Annotated in this window: 19 protein-coding genes and 1 pseudogene; 11 read left to right on the forward strand and 9 right to left on the reverse strand. The window is 61.8% G+C overall.

Going from position 1 to position 18,871, the window contains the following annotated elements; genetic code table 11:
• Positions 1-187: 187 nt before the first annotated feature.
• The gene (locus tag J3O30_RS20350) at positions 188-850 is read right to left on the reverse strand and encodes a TlpA disulfide reductase family protein (RefSeq protein WP_207581987.1); all 663 of its coding nucleotides are present in this window, start codon (positions 848-850) and stop codon (positions 188-190) included.
• Positions 851-876: 26 nt separating this feature from the next.
• Between J3O30_RS20350 and argH the strand changes: the two genes are divergently transcribed.
• From argH to J3O30_RS20370, 4 genes are all read left to right on the forward strand, one after another.
• Complete coding sequence (gene argH, locus J3O30_RS20355; protein ID WP_207581988.1) at positions 877-2,280, forward strand: argininosuccinate lyase; 1,404 nt, start codon at positions 877-879, stop codon at positions 2,278-2,280.
• A gap of 150 nt (positions 2,281-2,430) precedes the next feature.
• Complete coding sequence (locus J3O30_RS20360; RefSeq protein WP_207581989.1) at positions 2,431-2,625, forward strand: lipoprotein; 195 nt, start codon at positions 2,431-2,433, stop codon at positions 2,623-2,625.
• Between the two features lie 11 nt (positions 2,626-2,636).
• On the forward strand, positions 2,637-3,905 hold the full coding sequence (gene lysA, locus J3O30_RS20365; protein WP_207581990.1) for a diaminopimelate decarboxylase: 1,269 nt from the start codon (positions 2,637-2,639) through the stop codon (positions 3,903-3,905).
• A gap of 369 nt (positions 3,906-4,274) precedes the next feature.
• A complete protein-coding gene (locus J3O30_RS20370) occupies positions 4,275-6,944 on the forward strand; it encodes a TIGR02302 family protein (RefSeq protein ID WP_207581991.1) in 2,670 nt (889 codons plus the stop codon).
• Positions 6,945-7,148: 204 nt separating this feature from the next.
• Here the strand turns inward: J3O30_RS20370 and J3O30_RS20375 are convergent, their stop codons facing one another.
• From J3O30_RS20375 to J3O30_RS20385, 3 genes are all read right to left on the reverse strand, one after another.
• On the reverse strand, positions 7,149-7,508 hold the full coding sequence (locus J3O30_RS20375) for a response regulator (RefSeq protein WP_003582627.1): 360 nt from the start codon (positions 7,506-7,508) through the stop codon (positions 7,149-7,151).
• Positions 7,509-7,660: 152 nt separating this feature from the next.
• Complete coding sequence (gene hpt, locus J3O30_RS20380; RefSeq protein WP_207581992.1) at positions 7,661-8,203, reverse strand: hypoxanthine phosphoribosyltransferase; 543 nt, start codon at positions 8,201-8,203, stop codon at positions 7,661-7,663.
• A gap of 135 nt (positions 8,204-8,338) precedes the next feature.
• On the reverse strand, positions 8,339-8,989 hold the full coding sequence (locus J3O30_RS20385) for a hypothetical protein (protein ID WP_207581993.1): 651 nt from the start codon (positions 8,987-8,989) through the stop codon (positions 8,339-8,341).
• Between the two features lie 206 nt (positions 8,990-9,195).
• Between J3O30_RS20385 and ftsE the strand changes: the two are divergent.
• The 4 genes and pseudogenes from ftsE (at position 9,196) to J3O30_RS20400 (ending at position 12,640) form a co-directional block, all read left to right on the forward strand.
• Positions 9,196-9,854 (forward strand): annotated as a pseudogene (ftsE, locus tag J3O30_RS33250) (cell division ATP-binding protein FtsE).
• Positions 9,847-10,860: an ABC transporter permease gene (locus tag J3O30_RS33255; RefSeq protein ID WP_221115544.1), complete on the forward strand. Its 1,014-nt coding sequence runs from the start codon at positions 9,847-9,849 to the stop codon at positions 10,858-10,860. Before ftsE ends, J3O30_RS33255 begins: the two are co-directional and overlap by 8 nt.
• 67 nt (positions 10,861-10,927) lie before the next feature.
• On the forward strand, positions 10,928-11,644 hold the full coding sequence (locus J3O30_RS20395; RefSeq protein ID WP_207581995.1) for a YdcF family protein: 717 nt from the start codon (positions 10,928-10,930) through the stop codon (positions 11,642-11,644).
• Between the two features lie 198 nt (positions 11,645-11,842).
• The gene (locus J3O30_RS20400) at positions 11,843-12,640 is read left to right on the forward strand and encodes a 1-acyl-sn-glycerol-3-phosphate acyltransferase (RefSeq protein ID WP_207581996.1); all 798 of its coding nucleotides are present in this window, start codon (positions 11,843-11,845) and stop codon (positions 12,638-12,640) included.
• Positions 12,641-12,699: 59 nt separating this feature from the next.
• Here J3O30_RS20400 and J3O30_RS20405 read toward each other — a convergent pair whose 3' ends face one another.
• Entirely contained in the window at positions 12,700-13,230 is a 531-nt protein-coding gene (locus tag J3O30_RS20405) for a gamma-glutamylcyclotransferase (protein WP_207581997.1), read from the reverse strand.
• A 50-nt stretch (positions 13,231-13,280) separates the two neighbouring features.
• Here J3O30_RS20405 and J3O30_RS20410 point away from each other — a divergent pair, with 50 nt between their 5' ends.
• Entirely contained in the window at positions 13,281-14,297 is a 1,017-nt protein-coding gene (locus J3O30_RS20410; protein WP_207581998.1) for a DUF2125 domain-containing protein, read from the forward strand.
• Positions 14,298-14,310: 13 nt separating this feature from the next.
• Here J3O30_RS20410 and J3O30_RS20415 read toward each other — a convergent pair whose 3' ends face one another.
• The 4 genes from J3O30_RS20415 to J3O30_RS20430 all read right to left on the reverse strand — a co-directional run bounded on the left by J3O30_RS20415 (position 14,311) and on the right by J3O30_RS20430 (position 17,625).
• Entirely contained in the window at positions 14,311-14,730 is a 420-nt protein-coding gene (locus J3O30_RS20415) for a GNAT family N-acetyltransferase (RefSeq protein WP_207581999.1), read from the reverse strand.
• Between the two features lie 9 nt (positions 14,731-14,739).
• Positions 14,740-15,666, reverse strand: coding sequence for a prephenate/arogenate dehydrogenase family protein (locus J3O30_RS20420; RefSeq protein WP_207582000.1), 927 nt, complete (start codon positions 15,664-15,666; stop codon positions 14,740-14,742).
• Complete coding sequence (gene hisC, locus J3O30_RS20425) at positions 15,663-16,760, reverse strand: histidinol-phosphate transaminase (RefSeq protein WP_207582001.1); 1,098 nt, start codon at positions 16,758-16,760, stop codon at positions 15,663-15,665. The genes J3O30_RS20420 and hisC overlap by 4 nt, the downstream gene beginning before the upstream one ends.
• Positions 16,761-16,848: 88 nt before the next feature.
• Complete coding sequence (locus tag J3O30_RS20430) at positions 16,849-17,625, reverse strand: class I SAM-dependent methyltransferase (RefSeq protein WP_207582002.1); 777 nt, start codon at positions 17,623-17,625, stop codon at positions 16,849-16,851.
• Positions 17,626-17,678: 53 nt separating this feature from the next.
• On the opposite strand from J3O30_RS20430, the gene gloB reads away from it, so the two are divergent.
• On the forward strand, positions 17,679-18,449 hold the full coding sequence (gene gloB, locus J3O30_RS20435) for a hydroxyacylglutathione hydrolase (RefSeq protein WP_164007856.1): 771 nt from the start codon (positions 17,679-17,681) through the stop codon (positions 18,447-18,449).
• Entirely contained in the window at positions 18,449-18,871 is a 423-nt protein-coding gene (locus J3O30_RS20440) for a cupin domain-containing protein (protein ID WP_207582003.1), read from the forward strand. Before gloB ends, J3O30_RS20440 begins: the two co-directional genes overlap by 1 nt.

Consider the following 18,871-nt stretch of genomic DNA (forward strand, 5'->3'; position numbering starts at 1 on the left):
CACCAATGTTCCTGCTGCAATGCTGCGTGCTCATCGGGCTTGCGGGTGTCTTCCTCATTAAAGGAGACGGAGACTCCTGACGGGCTCCTTAATGCATGCCGCCCGGAAGTGTAAGCGATTCGCAACGACATGCATCAAAACAAAGAGCTAAAGCGCGCCGCATGAATCAAATTTGATGCGACGCGCTTTAGGATCCGATCGCGCCCTTGATCAGCGTCTTGGCATCTTCGCTGTCCCAGGCAGCCGGGCCGTTCATCGCTGAAATCAGGCAGCCCTTGTCGTCGAGCAGCAGCGTCACCGGCAGGCCGAAAGCGAGACCTTCCTTCTTTAAGCTATTGAAGACGCCGATCGTATTGTCGCGGTAAAGCTGCAGCGCATCGACGCCGATCTCGCTCAGGAAGGCCTTCGGCTTCTCGTCGTCACCGGTATCGATATTGACCGGTACGACCTGGAACTTGTCGCTCCCCATACCCTTTTCCAGCGCGTTCAGCGCCGGCATCTCCTCGCGGCAGGGCACGCACCACGTGGCCCACAGATTGAGAAGCACAGTCTTGCCAGTAAAATGATCGAGCGTCATCGCCTTGCCGTCAGGGCCGTTGAATGTAACCGCAGTCAGCTTGCGCGGTTCGTTGGCGGCGACCATGGCGGCGACCTGCCCCTTCATCAGCGGCGTCAGATTGGCAGCGCGTTCCCTAGCCAGCGCGCATTCGGCCGAAGCGGTATTGCCGATGCCATTGCCAATCCCCGTCTCCTTCACGTATACCGCTGCCGCACCGGCAACAACGCCTGCAACGGCGGCGATTGCGATCAATTTTACGGACGGCAGGCCGAAGGGTTTTCTCGTCGTCATTTCATTCTCCAGGACGGGCATCTTCCATGGCCGAGAGCAAAACCGAAACCAAATCCTCCAACCAGATGTGGGGCGGGCGCTTCGCTTCCGGCCCGGACGCGATCATGGAGGAGATAAATGCCTCGATCGGTTTCGACAAGAAGCTATTCGCGCAGGATATCCGCGGCTCGATCGCCCACGCGACCATGCTCGCCCATCAGGGGATCATTTCCGCTGACGATAAGGACAAGATCGTTCACGGGCTAAACACGATCCTGTCAGAAATCGAAAGCGGCAATTTCGAATTCTCGCGACAGCTCGAAGACATTCATATGAATGTCGAAGCGCGCCTGGCGACGCTGATCGGACCGGTAGCCGGCCGGCTGCACACCGCCCGCTCGCGCAACGATCAGGTAGCGCTCGACTTCCGCCTCTGGGTGAAGGAAGAGCTTGAGAAAACTGAACGGATGCTGACCGGCCTGATCGCCGCCTTCCTCGACCGCGCCGAGGAACATGCCGAAAGCGTCATGCCGGGCTTCACCCATCTGCAGACCGCCCAGCCCGTGACCTTCGGCCATCACTGCATGGCCTATGTCGAAATGTTCGGCCGTGACCGCTCGCGCGTGCGCCACGCCATCGAGCACCTGGACGAAAGCCCGATCGGCGCGGCAGCCCTTGCCGGCACCGGTTATCCGATCGACCGCCATATGACTGCCAAGGCGCTCGGTTTCCGCGAGCCGACCCGCAACTCCATCGATACGGTCTCCGACCGCGACTTCGCCATCGAGTTCCTGTCGATCGCCGCAATTGCTGGTATGCACCTTTCGCGTCTGGCGGAAGAGATCGTCATCTGGTCGACCCCGCAATTCGGTTTCGTCCGTCTCTCCGACGCCTTCTCGACCGGCTCCTCGATCATGCCGCAGAAGAAGAATCCGGATGCCGCCGAACTGGTGCGCGCCAAGACCGGCCGCATCAACGGCTCGCTGGTGGCCCTTCTGACGATCATGAAGGGCCTGCCTCTCGCCTATTCCAAGGACATGCAGGAAGACAAGGAACAGGTGTTCGACGCGGCCGAGAGTCTGGAACTGGCGATTGCCGCCATGACCGGTATGGTGCGCGACATGACCGTCAACACCGCGCGCATGAAGGCGGCGGCCGGTTCCGGCTACTCGACGGCGACCGATCTTGCCGACTGGCTGGTGCGCGAAGCGGGCCTCCCCTTCCGTGATGCCCATCACGTCACCGGCCGCGCCGTCGCACTTGCCGAAAGCAAGAGCTGCGACCTTGCCGAACTTCCGCTCTCCGACCTGCAGGCGATCCATCCCGACATCACCGACAAGGTCTACGACGTGCTGACCGTCGAGGCCTCGGTCGCCAGCCGCAAGAGCTTCGGCGGCACGGCGCCGTCCGAGGTACGCAGGCAGATCGCCTTCTGGCGCGCCCGTAACTGAAATGTCAGGCGGCGAAAGCCGCCGCGATCTTGCCGTCTACGCGGGAAGACCGTCCAACAATCAGGGTGCACAAGGCGGATAAACTTCGCTATGAAGATCTCCATCATCCGCCATGAATGATGCCATCAAATGCCGCCGAAGAGGATATCCATGCAGAAGAGCTTGCCGCACCTCATCCGCCTGACGGCGGTTCTCGCCGTCATCGGCCTTGCCGTTGCCGGATGCGGGCGCAAGGGCGACCTCGATCCGCCGAGTGCTGCGGCAACCAAGGAAGGTGACGTTTCCAAGCCGACGAAAAAGCCGGGAACCGTCGACAAGCCCTTCCTTCTCGATCCCCTTCTTTAAGGCACAAGCCCGTGAACCATTTCGAGTACCGAGACGGCGTCCTGCATTCCGAGAACGTCCCCGTTCCCGAGATCGCCAAGGCGGTCGGCACACCTTTTTATGTCTATTCCACCGCAACGCTAGAGCGCCATTACCGCGTCTTTTCGGAAGCATTCGCTGACATGGACTCGATGGTTTGTTATGCGATGAAGGCGAACTCTAACCAGGCGGTGCTGAAGACACTCGGCCGCCTCGGCGCCGGTATCGACGTCGTCTCCGAGGGCGAGCTGCGCCGCGCGCTCGCTGCCGACATTCCCGCCAGCCGCATCATGTTTTCGGGTGTCGGCAAGACGCCGCAGGAGATGGATTTCGCTCTCGAGGCAGGCATCTACTGTTTCAACGTCGAATCCGAGCCCGAGCTCGAAATCCTCAATCAGCGCGCCATCAAGGCCGGGACGAAAGCGCCGGTCTCCTTCCGCATCAACCCTGACGTCGATGCAAAAACCCATTCCAAGATCTCGACCGGCAAGAAGGAAAACAAATTCGGCATCTCCTGGGAGCGTGCCCGCGCCATCTATGCCCATGCCGCCAAGCTGCCGGGCATCGAGGTCACCGGCATCGACATGCATATCGGCAGCCAGATCACCGAATTGCAGCCCTTCGACGACGCCTTCAGGCTGTTGCACGATCTTGTCGCGACGCTGCGCGCCGACGGCCACACCATCGATCACGTCGATATCGGCGGCGGTCTCGGCATCCCCTATAAGGACGACAACAATCCGCCGCCGCTGCCGGATGCCTATGCGGCCATAGTCAAGAACCAGTTGCGCGGCCTCAACTGCAAGATCATCACCGAACCCGGCCGCCTGATCGTCGGCAATGCCGGTATCCTGGTGACCGAGGTTCTCTATGTGAAGGATGGCGGCGAAAAGACCTTCGTCATCGTCGATGGCGCGATGAACGATCTCATCCGCCCGACGCTCTACGAGGCCTATCACGAGATCCGCCCGGTGACGATTTCGGCGGCGAACGCCCCGCGCATCCGCGCCGACGTCGTTGGCCCCGTCTGCGAGACCGGCGATTATTTGGCACTCGACCGCGAGATGGCGATGCCGAAGCCCGGCGACTTGATGGCCGTCAGCACTGCCGGCGCTTACGGCGCGGTCCAGGCCGGCACTTATAATAGCCGGCTGCTGGTGCCCGAAGTTCTGGTCAGAGGCAGCGATTTCCATACGATTCGCCCGCGCAGAACCTATGCCGAACTGATCAGCCTCGACTCCGTTCCGGCCTGGCTCGATTAAAGCATGATGCCGAAAAGTGTATACGGTTTTCTCATGACATCGTGCTCTAACTATTTAATTTAGAACAGGATCCAGATTTTAGGCCGAGTGGGCCTATCATCACCCTGTTCTAAAGCATGTCGCGCAAGAGTGTGCAGCGCACGACTGCGTAAAACAAAGACTTAAAGCGTGGGGAGCAATCTGAAAGATCGCGACGCGCTTTAACCAGCCATCACTTTTTGGCGAATTAACGTGAAAAGCCGGTATGGCCGGCCGCTCGCCCTCGCCTTCGCCACAAAGAGTGTTATCCTTGTCAGTCATGAGCGTATTGCCCTGCAATCGCCGGAAGCGCCCTCTGTTTCAGAACGCCAGATCGCGGAGACCGGACCGATGACAAGCCCCTCAAGGCAGAGGAAAGGTGCATTTGCGCTCCGCCCCTCGCTTGCCCGGCTGGTGACGACAAAACGCCTGCTGGCGCGTGTTGTGCTGTTTTTCGAGCAGTTACTGCCACCTTTGATGCCGGTTCTGGCAGTGATCGCCTTCTATCTCTCCGTCTCCTGGTTCGGCATCTTTCGCAGCGTGCCTGACTGGCTGCGCATCCTGCTGCTGATTGCCTTTGCCGCTGCTTTTGTCGTCTCGCTCCTGCCCTTCCGCACTCTGCGCTGGCCGAAGGTCGCCGAAGCCGACCGCATGCTGGAAGAGCGCAACGGCCTGCCGCACCAGCCGGTCACCGTCCAGGAAGACGAGCCGGCCTTCGATACGCCCTTCGCCCGGGCGCTCTGGCGCGAGCACCAGACGCGCATGGCCGAAAAGATCGCTGCACTCGATGCCGGACTGCCGCGGCCTGATATCGCCGTGCATGACCGTTTCGCGCTGCGCGCCGTGCCGGCGCTGCTGCTGGTCACCGCCTTTGCCTATTCACTGTCGATCAACGGCGGCTCGATCGGTGACGCGTTGCAGGCAGCATCCGAGCACGTCACCGTCGATCCGGCCGTGCGCATCGACGCCTGGGTGACGCCGCCCTCCTACACCGGCCGCGCCCCGGTCTATCTGACCGCTGACGGCAGCGAGCAGGGGTCGATCGGCATTCCGCAGTTTTCCGGCCTCACTGTGCGCGTCAGCGGCGGCAAGACAGCCGAAAAGGTCGTATTCCGCAAGGCAAACGGCGAGGCGCAGGATATCGCCGTGCAGGCGGATACCAAGCCGCAGCAGGCGGCGGCATCCGGCAGTCAACAGCCGAATACGGTCCCAACCGGCCAGGTCCCGGCCAACCAGGCTCCCGTCGCCCAGACCCATGTGATGAAGCTCGAGGAGAATGGCGCCCTCGAAGTCAACGGTCGCCGCTGGAGCTTCGAGGTTCTCCCCGACAAGGCGCCGGAAATTGCTTTCGACGGCATGCCGAAACCCAGCGTCAACGGCGCGCTTGAAATCGGCTTTACCGTCAAGGACGACTACGGCGTCCAGGAGGCGCATGCGGAGATCGTTCCCGTCGAAACCGATCCGACGGCGACGCCGCTCTATCCCTTGCCGGAATACCGGCTGGATATTCCCCGCCGTAACGCCCGTGACGCCAAGGGCGTGACCAGCCGCAACCTGACCGAACATCCGCTTGCCGGAAAGCGCGTGCGCGTGACGCTCGTCGCAAAGGATGGCGCCGGCCAGACCGGCCGCAGCCCGCCGTATGAGATGACCTTGCCGTCGCGGCCCTTCAACGAGCCGCTTGCCGCCGCCGTCGCCGAGGAACGGCAGGTTTTCGCGCTCGACACCCGCAAGATGCCGCAGGCGATCGCACTGAACGAGGCGCTGACCATCCGTCCCGAGGAGACCATCCCCAAGCTCACCAACTATCTCCTGCTGGAATCCGCTTTGACGCGCATGAAGCTCGCAAAGGGTGAGGATGCACTCAAGGATACGGCCCAATATCTCTGGGAGATTGCACTCGGCATGGAGGACGGCGATCTTTCGCTTGCCGAGCGCAAGCTGCGCGAAGCCCAGCAGAAGCTTGCCGACGCATTGGACCGCAACGCCCCCGACGCCGAGATCAAGAAGCTGATGGATGAGCTGCGCAAGGCGATGCAGGACTATATGACCGAGCTTGCCCAACGCATGCAGAACGCGCCGATGCAGCCGAACCAGAATGCGCAGAACATCCTGCGCCAGCAGGATCTGGAACGGATGATGGACCAGATCGAGAATCTCGCCCGCTCCGGCAATCGTGACGCCGCCCAGCAGATGCTGTCGGAATTGCAGCGGATGATGAACAATCTGCAGGCCGGCCGCCCGCAGCGCGGCCAACAGAGCCAGGAAAACAGCGAGGCCCGAAAGCAGATCGACAAGCTCGGCGAGATTCTGCGCGACCAGCAGAAGTTGATGGATCAGACCTTCCGCCTCGATCAGCAGCTCAGGGACCGCATGCAACGCGGCGAACCCGATATGGGTGAAAACGATCCGCTGCTCGACGAGATGAACCCCGGAGAAAACGGCGAACCGCAGGATCAGCAGCAGGGCCAGCAAGGCAAAGACGGCCAGCAGCCCTCCGACCAGATGACCGCCGAGCAGTTGCGCGAGGCATTGAAGCAGCTGCGCGCTCAGCAGGATGCGCTCGGCAGGCAGCTCGGCGAATTGCAGAAGGGCCTCGGCGAGATGGGCATGAAGCCTGGCCCGGGCTTCGGACAGGCGCAACGCGAGATGGAAGGCGCCGGTCGCGAACTCGGCCAGGGGCATGGCCAGCCGGCCATCGAAGGCCAGGGCCGCGCGCTCGAAGCACTTCGCCAGGGCGCCCGCGACATGATGAACCAGATGATGCAGGCGCAACAGGGCCAGCAAGGGCAGGGTCCGAACGGCCAGATGAGCCAGGGCGGCGACCAAAATGGCCGCGACCCGCTCGGCCGGCCACGCCCCCCGGGACCGGATTTCGGCGACAACAGCGTGAAGGTTCCCGACGAGATCGACGTTCAGCGCGCCCGAGAAATCCTCGACGCGATCCGCGAGAAGCTCGGCAACAATCCGCCGCAGGAAATGGAACGGCGGTATCTCGAACGGTTGCTGGACATCCAGTAAGCTGACGCCACCGTGACATGACACGCGCACCGGCGCAGGGATTTTAGGCCGGATCGGCATAAAATTTGAATCCGGATCTCATCAAGAAAACGAGCGGAATACCGTCCAAAAACCGTACTCAGTTTTCACCGTCATGCTCTGATAAATGTCATCACGACGTGTGCAGCTGTTCCGGGATGACGACATGCATGAAAATAGAGAGCTTTAAGCGACCAGCGCTCGGGCGACCGCTTTGCGGATATCGGGAAGCGCGAATGGTTTGGCGACGACGTCGATAATCTTTTCGGCAAGATCGTCGGCCCGTTCGCGCTGCTCGGCATAGCCGGTCATCAGCAGGATCTTCAGGCCGGGAAAGGCGTCTTTTGCCTGATGGGCGAGTTCGATGCCGTCCATCACGGGCATGCGGATATCTGAAAGCAGCAGATCGTAGACCCCTTCCCTGAGCTTCTCCAGGCCCTCGGCCCCGTCGGCCGCCTCATCGGTCTCGTGGCCATCAAGCCGCAGGGCTCGGGCTACGAAGGACCGCAGGGAGTCCTCGTCTTCCGTGATCAGAATTCTTGCCATATGTGCATTGCTCCGTGGTCAGCCCCGCGACGGAAATCACCAGGATTTCCTTTTCGATCGGTAAAGATCAGGAAGCGATGGACGAGATGGTTAACAACCCGTCTCGGGCGGCAAGGCAGCGGCGGACGTCTTTCGAACCACTTTGAAGTCGCTCAGGCGTCCCCGGTAACCACGCCGACGAAGGGCAGTTCGCGAAAGGCATAGGCGACATCCATGCCGTAACCGACGACAAAATAGTCAGGGCATTCGAAGCCGACATAATCGGCCTCCAGCTTTTCCTTGCGCTTGACGCGCTTATCGAGCAGCACGGCGATCGTGACGTTGCGCGCGCCGCGCTCGAACAGCAATTCCTTGGCAAACAGCAGCGTCCGGCCGGATTCGAGGATATCGTCGATCAACAGGACGTCGCGGCCATGGACGTCGCTGTCGATATCCTTGACGATGCGCACGCCCTGCGAGACCGTGCCGATGCCATAACTCGACAGCGTGATGAACTCGACCTCCGGTGCAAGCCCGCTATCGTGCAGGGCGCGGATCAGGTCGGCGGCGAAGATGAACGAACCCTTGAGCACGGCGATGACAAGCAGGTCCTGGGTCGGGCCATTGGCGATCTCCCGGGCCATCGAATGATTGCGCTCGGCGATCTGCTCGGCAGTAAAGAGCGGCTCGATATTTTTTCCGCGCACGACAGGCATAAGGGCTTGCTCCATGAAAAGAAGGGTAAGCCGTTAGCACATATGCGAGCGTGAAACAGCCTCACCCGCCATGAAATTAACCAGATTGGCGCGCGTTGCGGCGGGAAAATCACCCAATCCACGTTCGAGCGCTCTCTATGGCAGGAACGACAGCCGGACCTCCGGCAGTTTTCCGCCGGCATGCTGGACACGGGCCGAGAAACCCCGGCTCTGGCCGCCATAAATGACATCGGCCGGCGGATTGATGATGATGCTTGCGGTCAGTCGCTCGTCGGTCACGAGATCGGCACGGATCGGACGCACCGTCTGCGTCGTGCCGCTGTCATTTTCGAGGATGCCGTTGATGACCAGCACGCGCATGCCGTTCGCGTCGCGCGGCGCCACCGTCACATGGGTGAAATGCAGCGGCGCTCCGGAATAGGCCCGCTCGGCGGCAAGGCCGGAAAAGCCGCCCGCAAGCCCGAAGACCAGCACGGCGAGCGCCAGCACCAGCCCCGCGAAGCTCCGCATCGACGCGCGCTGCAGGAGGGCTTCCACGTCCCGCAGAACAGTTGCAGTCACTGGCGTCAGCGGCGGCTGTGCTGCGTGTGCGCCAGCAGCGCGCTTGCGGTTGTCGTTATAGGTTCTTGCGGTAAATTCCTTCGGTCGGACTTTGCCGAGCGTCACGAATTCGGCGTCGGAAATATCGGCAGGACGCGCCGCACGGTACTGGCGGGCGGCGGGTTCCGGCGGCAGGAAATCATAGGCCTGGCCCGGTGTCCGGCGACTGAAGGAGGATGCTTCCATGGTGGCTGCCTCGCAGATGTCCACATGGTTTCGCTGCCAGGGGAAATCTTGGCATTGAAACGAATCCCGCTCAGTCGTAAATTTTAATGGTTAATGCTTCGCAAAGATCGCCATCAAACGGGCGTCTTTCCGGCAAAATTTACCGGCTGTTAACGGTGTTGGTTAACAAGTCACGCGGTGAAACCCACAACAGACTGAGCTGCACGTTGATCCATTTCGAGAATGTCGGTTTGCGCTATGGCATGGGCCCGGAAATCCTCCGGGACCTGACCTTCGACATTCCGAAGAAATCCTTTCAGTTCCTGACAGGCCCATCGGGCGCAGGCAAGACGTCGCTGCTGCGGCTGCTGTTCATGTCGCTGCAGCCGACGCGCGGCCTGATCCGCATGTTCGGGCGCGATATTTCCGAAATCCCCCGCCCGGAACTGCCGTTGCTGCGCCGCCGCGTCGGCATCGTCTTCCAGGATTTCCGCCTCCTCGATCATCTGACAACCTATGAGAATGTCGCTTTGCCCTTACGCGTGCGCGGTAAGGATGAGAGCTCCTACAAGACCGACGTCCTGGAACTGTTGAAATGGGTCGGCCTCGGCGAACGCATCAACGTGCTGCCGCCCGTGCTCTCGGGCGGCGAGAAGCAGCGCGCCGCGATCGCCAGGGCGCTGATGGACCGGCCGGAGGTGCTGCTTGCCGACGAACCCACCGGCAATGTCGACCCGCCGATGGCCAAGCGCTTGCTCAATCTTTTCCTCGAGCTGAACCGCCTCGGCACCGCAGTTGTGATCGCCACGCATGACCTGGCGCTGATGGAACAGGTGGAAGCTCGCCGCATGATCCTCTCGGGGGGCATCTCGATATCTATGACTGAGCTCCCATCCAGAAACCCGGACAAGGCGCCTGGTAAGGCTGAGCAGAAACGACCGGAAATGCGCGTGCGTCCGACCGCGCCGATCCTGCCGCCATCCAACATCCAGGGCAGCGCGTTGATGGTGGTCATCGCAATCATGGCCTTTCTCGCCTGCCTGACGCTCGGCGGCGTCAGCATGGTGCGCTCGACGGCAGCAAGCTGGGAGAGCCAGATCTCCCGAGAGATCACCATCCAGATCAAGCCGGACGACAATCTCGACATGGAAAAGGCGCTGACCCAGGCACGCGACCTGGCGCTGACCTTCGTCGGCACCAAGAGCGGCCAGATCGTCGACGAGGCGGCGACCGCCCGCCTGCTCGAACCCTGGCTCGGCCCCGGTCTCGATCTCAAGGATCTGCCCGTTCCCCGCCTCGTCATCATCACCATCGACGAGAGCAATCCACCGGATTTCGATTCGATGCGGGCGTTGCTGAAAGACAGCATCCCGCAGGCAAGCCTCGACGATCACCGCACCTGGGTCGACCGGCTGGTGTCCATGGCGCACACGACCGTCATGATCGGCACAGGCATCCTGCTGCTGGTTTTCACGGCGATGGTGCTCACCGTCGTCTTCGCCACGCGCGGCGCGCTGTCGGGCAATCGTCACGTCGTCGAAGTGCTGCATTTCGTCGGCGCCGAAAGCTCCTTCGTCGCCACCGAATTCCAGAAGCATTTCCTGAAGATCAGCCTCAAGGGCTCGGCAATCGGCAGCGCCCTTGCCGCCCTCTTCTTCGCCACCGCCGGTTTCTGGCAGAGCCGCACGCTCGCCACCCCGGAAACGGACCAGGCGACGGCGCTCTTCGGCACCTTCTCCGTCGGCGTGCTCGGTTATGCCGGCATCTTCGCAACGATGATCGTCATTGCGCTCCTGACCACCATCACCGCGCGACTGACCGTCATGCAGACGATCTACGAAATCGATACATTACGCTCGGACCCGACACGCACCGACGGCATCGCGAGTTGATCGTGACCATGCCGTTTTGCCATGAAAGCGTCTGTTCCGTGCCGCAATCAGCGTATAGTCACGATTCATGACCATGGGAGATACGACACCCAACCCGATTCATCAGGACCCCGAGCTTGACCGCCCGGCGGGTTTGCCGCCGCGGCGCGGGCTGATCCGCCGCCTGCTGCGTTGGGGCGGCTTTGCCTGCGTGCTGGCGATCGCCCTGTTGTTCGGCGGTTTCCTGCGTTTCGCCGATTCCGTGACGACGCTTAAGCCTCCGGCCGAGCCGAAGGCAGATGCGATCGTCGTGCTGACAGGGGGTTACCAGCGCATCGATCAGGCCGTGGAGCTGCTGCAGAAAGGTGCCGGCAAGCGTTTGCTCATTTCCGGCGTCCACCCGACGACCACCCCGGCGCAGATCCGCAAGATGACGCAGGGCTCGGCCGATCTCTTCTCCTGCTGTGTCGATATCGGCCACGATGCGATCGACACGATCGGCAATGCCGAGGAAGCTTCGAACTGGATCCACGCCAAGGGATACCGCAGCGTCTTGATCGTCACCAACAACTACCACATGCCGCGAAGCCTCGCGGAGCTCTCCTATGTCGATCCCGATATCGAGTTCATCGCTTATCCCGTGGTCAATTCGGATTTGAAGAGCCGCAACTGGTTCACCGACCCGAATGCGATGCGTGTCATGCTTGCCGAATATGTAAAAGTGCTGCTGACCGGCGCCCGCAACATCACCGGCTTCGGTCGCCACACCGGGCTGCGCTCGGCAAGCGCGTCGAGCGAGAACTGACGCTTTTGCTAGAGCATGATGCCGAAAAGTGTGAGCGGTTTTCTCACGACATCATGTTCCAACTCTTTAATTTAGAGCAGGATTCAGATTTTAGGCCCGGCCTAAAATCTGAATCCTGTTCTGGGACGTCATCAAACGCTTTTTATGCCGAGCAATATCGTGTAGGCCGGTCGCGTGAGCATGCCTCGGGAAAGTTTCATGATCGCCCTGCGTTCCGTCCTCTTCAACACGATCTTCTACGCCAACCTCATCATCCGGATGATCGTTCTCTCGCCATACTATTTCCTGGCGCCGCGCCTGACCGCCTATGCGATCCCGAAGAATTGGGCACGCTCCAACCACTGGCTGATGCGGGTGATCGTCGGCACCACCTTCGAGATCGAAGGCCTGGAGAACCTCCCGGACGGCAGCTACATCCTGGCGCCGAAGCACCAATCCTTCTGGGATACCTATGCGCTGCTGCCCTGGCTAAAGGACCCGGTCTACATCCTGAAGCGCGAGCTGATGTGGATTCCGCTGTTCGGCTGGTATGCGAAGAAGCAGCGGGTGATCCCGGTTGATCGCGGCGCCCGTGGCAAGGTGATGGTGGAGGTGTTGAAGCGCACGAAACAGGAGCTTTCGACCGGCCGCCAGCTGATCATCTATCCTGAGGGCACCCGTCGCCCGCCGGGCGCCGAGCCGGTCTATAAGTATGGCATCGCCCGCATGTACCGTGATCTCGCCATCCCCGTAGTGCCGATCGTCATGCATCCCGGTCTCTTCTGGCCGCGGCGCAGCATTCGTCGTTATCCCGGCCATTTCAAGGTGAGGATCCTGCCGCCGATCATGCCGGGAATGGATCCGGACGCGTTTTTCGCCCATCTGATCGAGGTGTCGGAGCGGGCAAGCGACGCGCTTCTGCTCGAAACTGTCGAGGCAAATCCGCATCTGCCGCTGCCGCCGACGGCGGTCGAAAGGCTGGCCGAGCTGCGCAGGCTCAAGACGGCGACCGCCTGAAGCATGTCGCGCAAACTGCGCAACGGTTTTTGCGATAATAATCGCGACGCGCGTGAGGATCAAGCGGCGCGCAGCCGCTCCACTTCGTCGACGACCTGCTCCAGCCAATGGTCGCGAATGCCCATCTGCTTCAGATGCATCGCGGTGTTGAAGACATAGGCATCATTCGGGCCTGACTGACCCTTGGCCTGGCTCACCACCCTCGCCGCCTCAAATGCGTCGAGCGTACCGGCATATTGCTCATGGTCGCGATCAGCAATGTAGGTAACCGCCTCCACCCTGCAGCCTCCCGCAAGCTGCAGCCGCACTCGGCGCTCCAGGTAGACATTGGTAACCAGTTCGCGGGCGCGGAGATAATCGATCACCTCATCCCATTTTTCCGGGGAAATGCGGAAAGCCATGCCGCGGCAGGCGCCGCCTCTGTCGAGGCCGAGAACCAGGCCCGGACTGTCGCGCGTACCGCGATGGACAAAGGAACGGACGCAGAGCGAACGCCTGTAGCCGTAGATCAGAGCCTCTGCCCGCTCCATGAACTCGAAGCCCGGATTCCACATCAGCGAACCGTAGCCAAATACCCAAATTTCGTCCATATCGCACGCCAGACCGGAATCACATTTGCGATTCACCATTGGAGAACATCATGGCAGCGTCAAGCCAATCCGGTAGCAGCCAATCCAGCAGCAGCAAGAAATTCTGGTTGCTGGGTGGCGGCGTCCTCCTGGTGATCGCGCTTTATACCGGCGGCTGGTTCTATGCGGCATCGACGCTGAAGACCACGGTGCTGAAGGCGATCGCGCCGCGCGACCAGGCAGGCGTCAGCGCCGAATGCTCCGATATCGAATTCCGCGGCTATCCTTTCCGTATCGGCCTGTTCTGCTCCAAGATCGATGTCGACGACCATGTCAACGGCGTCTCGGCCACCTTCGGCGCGTTGCGTTCGGCAGCGCAGGTCTACGCGCCCGGCAATATCGTCTGGGAGCTCGATTCGCCGGCCGCCATCCGCACCAGCAATGGCCTTTCGATCTCGGCCCAATGGGCAAACCTGCAAGCGAGCCTGGCGACGAGGTTGCGGGGCATTAACCGCAGCTCAACGGTCATCGAGGGCCTGAAGGCGACGGCGGTTTCCTCCTACACCGGCCAGACCATCAGCTTCGATGCCGCTCGCACCGAAATTCATCTGCGCCAGAACGGTGCCGATCTCGACGGCGCGATCTCCGTGCAGGATGCCAACACCGCGATCAAGGACTGGCCGCAAATCTTCCCGAAGCTGTCGGCCAGTATCGATCTGACCGTCGCCGGTAAAGCCGGCCTGATCGACGGCAGTGATCCGAGCGGCCTCAACGGTGCCGCCGGTGAGCTGCGCCGCATCGTCGCCGACATCGGCGACGGCAAAGTGATGACGCTGACCGGCCCCTTTTCCTTCGACGAGCAGGGTCTGCTCTCCGGAAAATTCAAGCTGGAAATCGAACAGCTCGGCCCCTGGGGCGACAGCCTGAAACAGGCCTTTCCGGATATCGCCTCGACCGTCAACACGGCGACCAAGCTCTTGAAATCGCTTGCCGGCGGCAAAGACAAAGTCTCCGTCGATCTTGTCGTCGATCACGGCAACGCCACCGTCAGCGGCTTCATCCCGCTCGGCCGGATACCGCCGATCTGACCTATGGCGCCTCTCAGCTTATCCGCTTGACGAAGAAGACCTCCGCCACCGACTGCAACCCAGGCAGCTCGATCGCGCCGGTTTCGGTAAATCCGTTGCGGCGATGCCAGTCCTGAGGTCGGCTTTCGTCGCATTCGCTCGAGGTCATCAGCAGGCGGGCGCCGTCGCCGCGCATCGCCCCTTCCCAGGCAACAAACAGCGCCGTTCCGACGCCTGAACGGCGGTGGCCGGGAAGGACGCGGATCATCTCCATGTAGGGAATTCTGCCCCAGAAGCGGGAGAAGCGCAGGAAACCGACGATCTCGCCGACTTTCCTGGCAACGAGATATTCGCCAAGCGCCACGCATCGCGACACCCAGGCTTCACCAGCGCTGGCATCCTCGCGAACGAGCCAATCGATATCCGCCTGGCTGGCGCGCGCCACCTCAACCATCGCGGATGGCTACTTCTTGTTATCCAGCGCGTGGCGGCCGAAATCAGGCGCGTCGACATCCTGGCCGGCCTGGACGATCGAGCGGCGGATGGCGCGCGTGCGGGTGAAAAGTTCGAAGATCTTGTCGCCCTCGCCCCAGCGGATCGCGCGCTGCAGAGAGGCGAGGTCCTCCGAGAAGCGCGCCAGCATTTCGAGGATCGCATCACGATTGTGCAGGCAGACGTCGCGCCACATCGTCGGGTCGGAAGCCGCAAGTCGGGTGAAATCGCGAAAGCCCGAGGCGGAGTATTTGATGACTTCCGACTCGGTCACCGTCTCCAGATCGTCGGCGGTGCCGACGATGTTGTAGGCGATGATATGCGGCAGGTGCGAGACGATCGCCAGCACCTTGTCGTGATGCTCCGCATCCATTTCGTCGACCTTCGAACCAAGCGTTTCCCAGAAGCTGCGCAGACGCTTCAGCGCCGTCTCGTCGGTACCGGCGACCGGCGTGAAGATGCACCAACGGCCTTCGAAGAGGCCCGGGAAGCCGGCATCGGGGCCGGATTTTTCGGTGCCGGCCAGTGGATGGCCGGGGATGAAATGCACATTATCAGGCATATGCGGCAGCATCTGCGCGATGACCGAGGCCTTGGTGGAGCCGACATCGGTGACAACAGCCCCGGACTTCAGGCTAGCCGCTATCTCCTTCGCCACGCTTTCCGAAGCGCCGACCGGCACCGAGACGATTACCAGATCGGCATCCCTGACGGCATCGGCCGAAGACGTCGTGTAGCGGTCGCCGAGACCGAGCTCCTCGGCACGCTTCAGCGTATCGGCGCTACGCGTCGCGACGACGATCTCCCGTGCAAGACCAAGCCGCCTGATGTCGTAGGCGAGTGAAGAGCCGATCAGGCCGATACCGATCAGCGCGATACGATCGAACTGGACGTTCATGCCTTGCGTCCCATGAATTCGGTGAGCGCGGCGATGACGCCACGGTTGGCCTCTTCGGGGCCGATGCTCATCCGGAGCGCATTGGCAAAGCCATAGCTGCGCACGGCGCGCAGGATGTAGCCGCGGCTCGTCAGGAGATCGTCGGCATCGGCGGCGCGCTTGCCGTCGATCTCGGGGAAATGAATGAGGACGAAATTGGCGACGGACGGCGTCACCTTCAGGCCGATCGCTTCGAGCGCCTGGGTCAGCGTCTCCACCCACATCTGGTTGAAGGAGACGGCCTGCTGGATGAAGGCCTGGTCGCGGATCGCCGCGGCACCGGCGGCGATTGCCGGCGCGTTCAAATTGAAAGGCCCGCGCACGCGGTTCACAGCGTCGACGATCTCGGCCGGCGCATACATCCAGCCGACCCGCAGCGCCGCCAGTCCGTAGGCCTTCGAGAAGGTGCGGGTCATCACCACGTTGGCATTGGAAGACACGACCTCGATGCCGGCTTCATAATCGTTGCGGCGCACATATTCGGCATAGGCGGCATCGAGCACCAGCACGACATGCTTCGGTAGCCCGGCCTGCAGGCGGCGGATCTCGCTGACTGGGACATAAGTGCCGGTTGGATTGCCGGGATTGGCGATGAAAACGATCTTGGTCTTTTCCGTCACCGCGGCAAGGATCGCATCGACATCGACGGTGTGATCTTTTTCCCTGACGACGACAGGCGTGGCGCCGGCGCCCTGGATCTGGATCTTGTAGACCAGGAAGCCGTGCTCGGTGATGATGCCCTCGTCGCCGGCGCCGAGATAGACATGGCAGAGCAGGCCGAGCAGTTCGTCGGAACCGTTGCCGCAGAGAATGTTTGCCGGGTTGAGGCCGTGCACGGCAGCGATCGCCTCGCGCAATTCAACCGCCTGCCCGTCGGGGTAACGCTCCAGATTGTCGGCAACCGCCTTGAACGCATCGATCGCCTTCGGACTGGCGCCGAGTGGCGTTTCGTTGGACGAAAGCTTGTAGACGCGGGCAACACCCGGTGCATGTTCCTTGCCCGGCACATAGGATGCGATATCGAGAATACCGGGACGCGGAACAGGCTTGCTCATCTCAACGCTCATGGATCGACCTTGGAACTGCCGGAAATTACCAGTCGCATTAAAGCGGAATGCGGTTCTTGTCGAGAGCCGGGCGGCGTCACCGGCTGCGTGTGGTCGGCACGCCATGGGGTGCCAGAACCGGCACGAAGACGCGGCGGGAGGCTCGCGCCGCAACCGGCAGCCCCTGATAGAGCCGCTTCTGCGCCTCGACGATGATGACGCCTGAGAAAGCCGGCCACAACGTCCGCCCGATCCGCTCGAAGGCGCGGCGAAGGCGCAGGATGGTCCTGAGCTTCGAGGGCGGGAAGAACAGCGCTTCGGCCGTCGCGCCCGGGGTGAAATTCGTTTCGCGCAGCAGATGCGTCAGCTGACCGCGGGAATAGGGCCGGCCCGAGCCGAACGGCGTGTGTTCCATCCGCGCCCAGACGCCGCGTCGGTTCGGCACGACGATGACAAGCCGTCCGCCTGGCGCCAGCACCCGCCAGAGTTCCTTCAGCGTCTCGCGCGGGCTTTCGGCGAATTCCAGCGAATGCACCATCAGCACCCGGTCGATCGAGGAATCCGGCAGCGGCAGTTCCTCGTCGAAAATCAGCGCCGTCGACGAGAGCGATCCCATCGGCCAGTTCACCGCGCCCTGCCCGGCCGGCATGAAGGCGAAGGTGCGCTCGGTATCGGCCTGGAAGCGGTCGAGGAAGGGCACGGCATAGCCGAGACCGACCAGACGCTCCTGCGGCAGCCGCACCCAGAGCGAAGACAGCGCCATGGCGATCGACTGCTCGGCAAGGCGCCCAAGCTCGGAGTGGTAGAACTGGCGTAGGTCGACGATATCGGCGTGCATTGCGATAAATGTTATCAGCGGGCGGTTGGACTTCAAGGCCGGAACCTCTACATTTCCGCGAGACTCGCATGACAAGGGATTATTGAACGATGAAACCTTTGGAATTAGACGTTTTTCTCTGCCGTACCGACAATTTCGGCGTTCTCGTCCACGATCCGGAGACAGGCTTTACCGCGGCGATCGACGCGCCGGAAGAGGCGCCGATCCTGCAGGCGGCGACGCGCCGCGGCTGGAAAATCACCCATATCTTCACCACCCATCATCACACCGACCATGTCACCGGCAACCTGGCGCTGAAGGAGCAGTTCGGCTGCGAGATCATCGGCCCGATCAACGAGGCGATCGCCATTCCCGGCCTCGATCGGACGATGGCCGATGGCGACAGCTTCCTTTTCGGCGATCACACGGTCAACGTCATCGAGACGCCCGGCCACACCGCCGGCCATATCTGCTATCACTTCGTCGACGACAAGCTGCTCTTTGCCGCCGATACGCTGTTTGCGCTCGGCTGCGGCCGGCTGTTCGAACGCCCGGCCGCCGACATGTGGCATTCGCTGCAAAAACTGGCCGTGCTGCCCGATGAGACCGCCGTCTATTTCGGCCACGAATACACCCTGTCCAATGCCCGCTTCGCACTGACGGTCGATCCCGACAACGAACGCCTGAAGAGCCGCGCCGCCGAGATCGAGGCCTTGCGCGCCGACGGCAAATTCACCATCCCGACGACGCTGGGGCTGGAAAAGGAGACCAACCCGTTCCTGCGCGCCGCCGATCCGGCGATCCGCCGCAATCTGCTGATGGAAGGCAAGACCAACGAGGAAGTCTTTGCCGAGATCCGCAAGCGCAAGGACAATTTCTGATGTCTCCCGAAGACATCATCCGCGAACTCGCCATGCAGCCGCATCCGGAAGGCGGCTGGTACGCTGAGACGTTCCGCGATACGGCGGGCGGAGAACGCGGCCACTCGACGGCGATCTATTATCTCCTGATCAGAGGACAGCGCTCGCACTGGCATCGCGTCCATGATGCGGTGGAGGTCTGGCATTATTACGCCGGCGCGCCGCTCTCGCTGCATCGCTCTGAAGATGGAACGGCAAGCGAGGCCCTGACGCTTGGAACCGACCTGGCGGCCGGCGAGCGGCCGCAGGTGATCATTCCGGCCAATTGGTGGCAGTCGGCCGAAAGCCTCGGCGATTTCACCCTGGTCGGCTGCACTGTCTCACCGGGCTTTACGTTTTCGAGCTTCGAGATGGCGCCATCAGGCTGGACGCCCGGCGGCTGA

It is taken from the genome of Rhizobium sp. NZLR1, assembly GCF_017357385.1.
GTDB lineage: Bacteria > Pseudomonadota > Alphaproteobacteria > Rhizobiales > Rhizobiaceae > Rhizobium.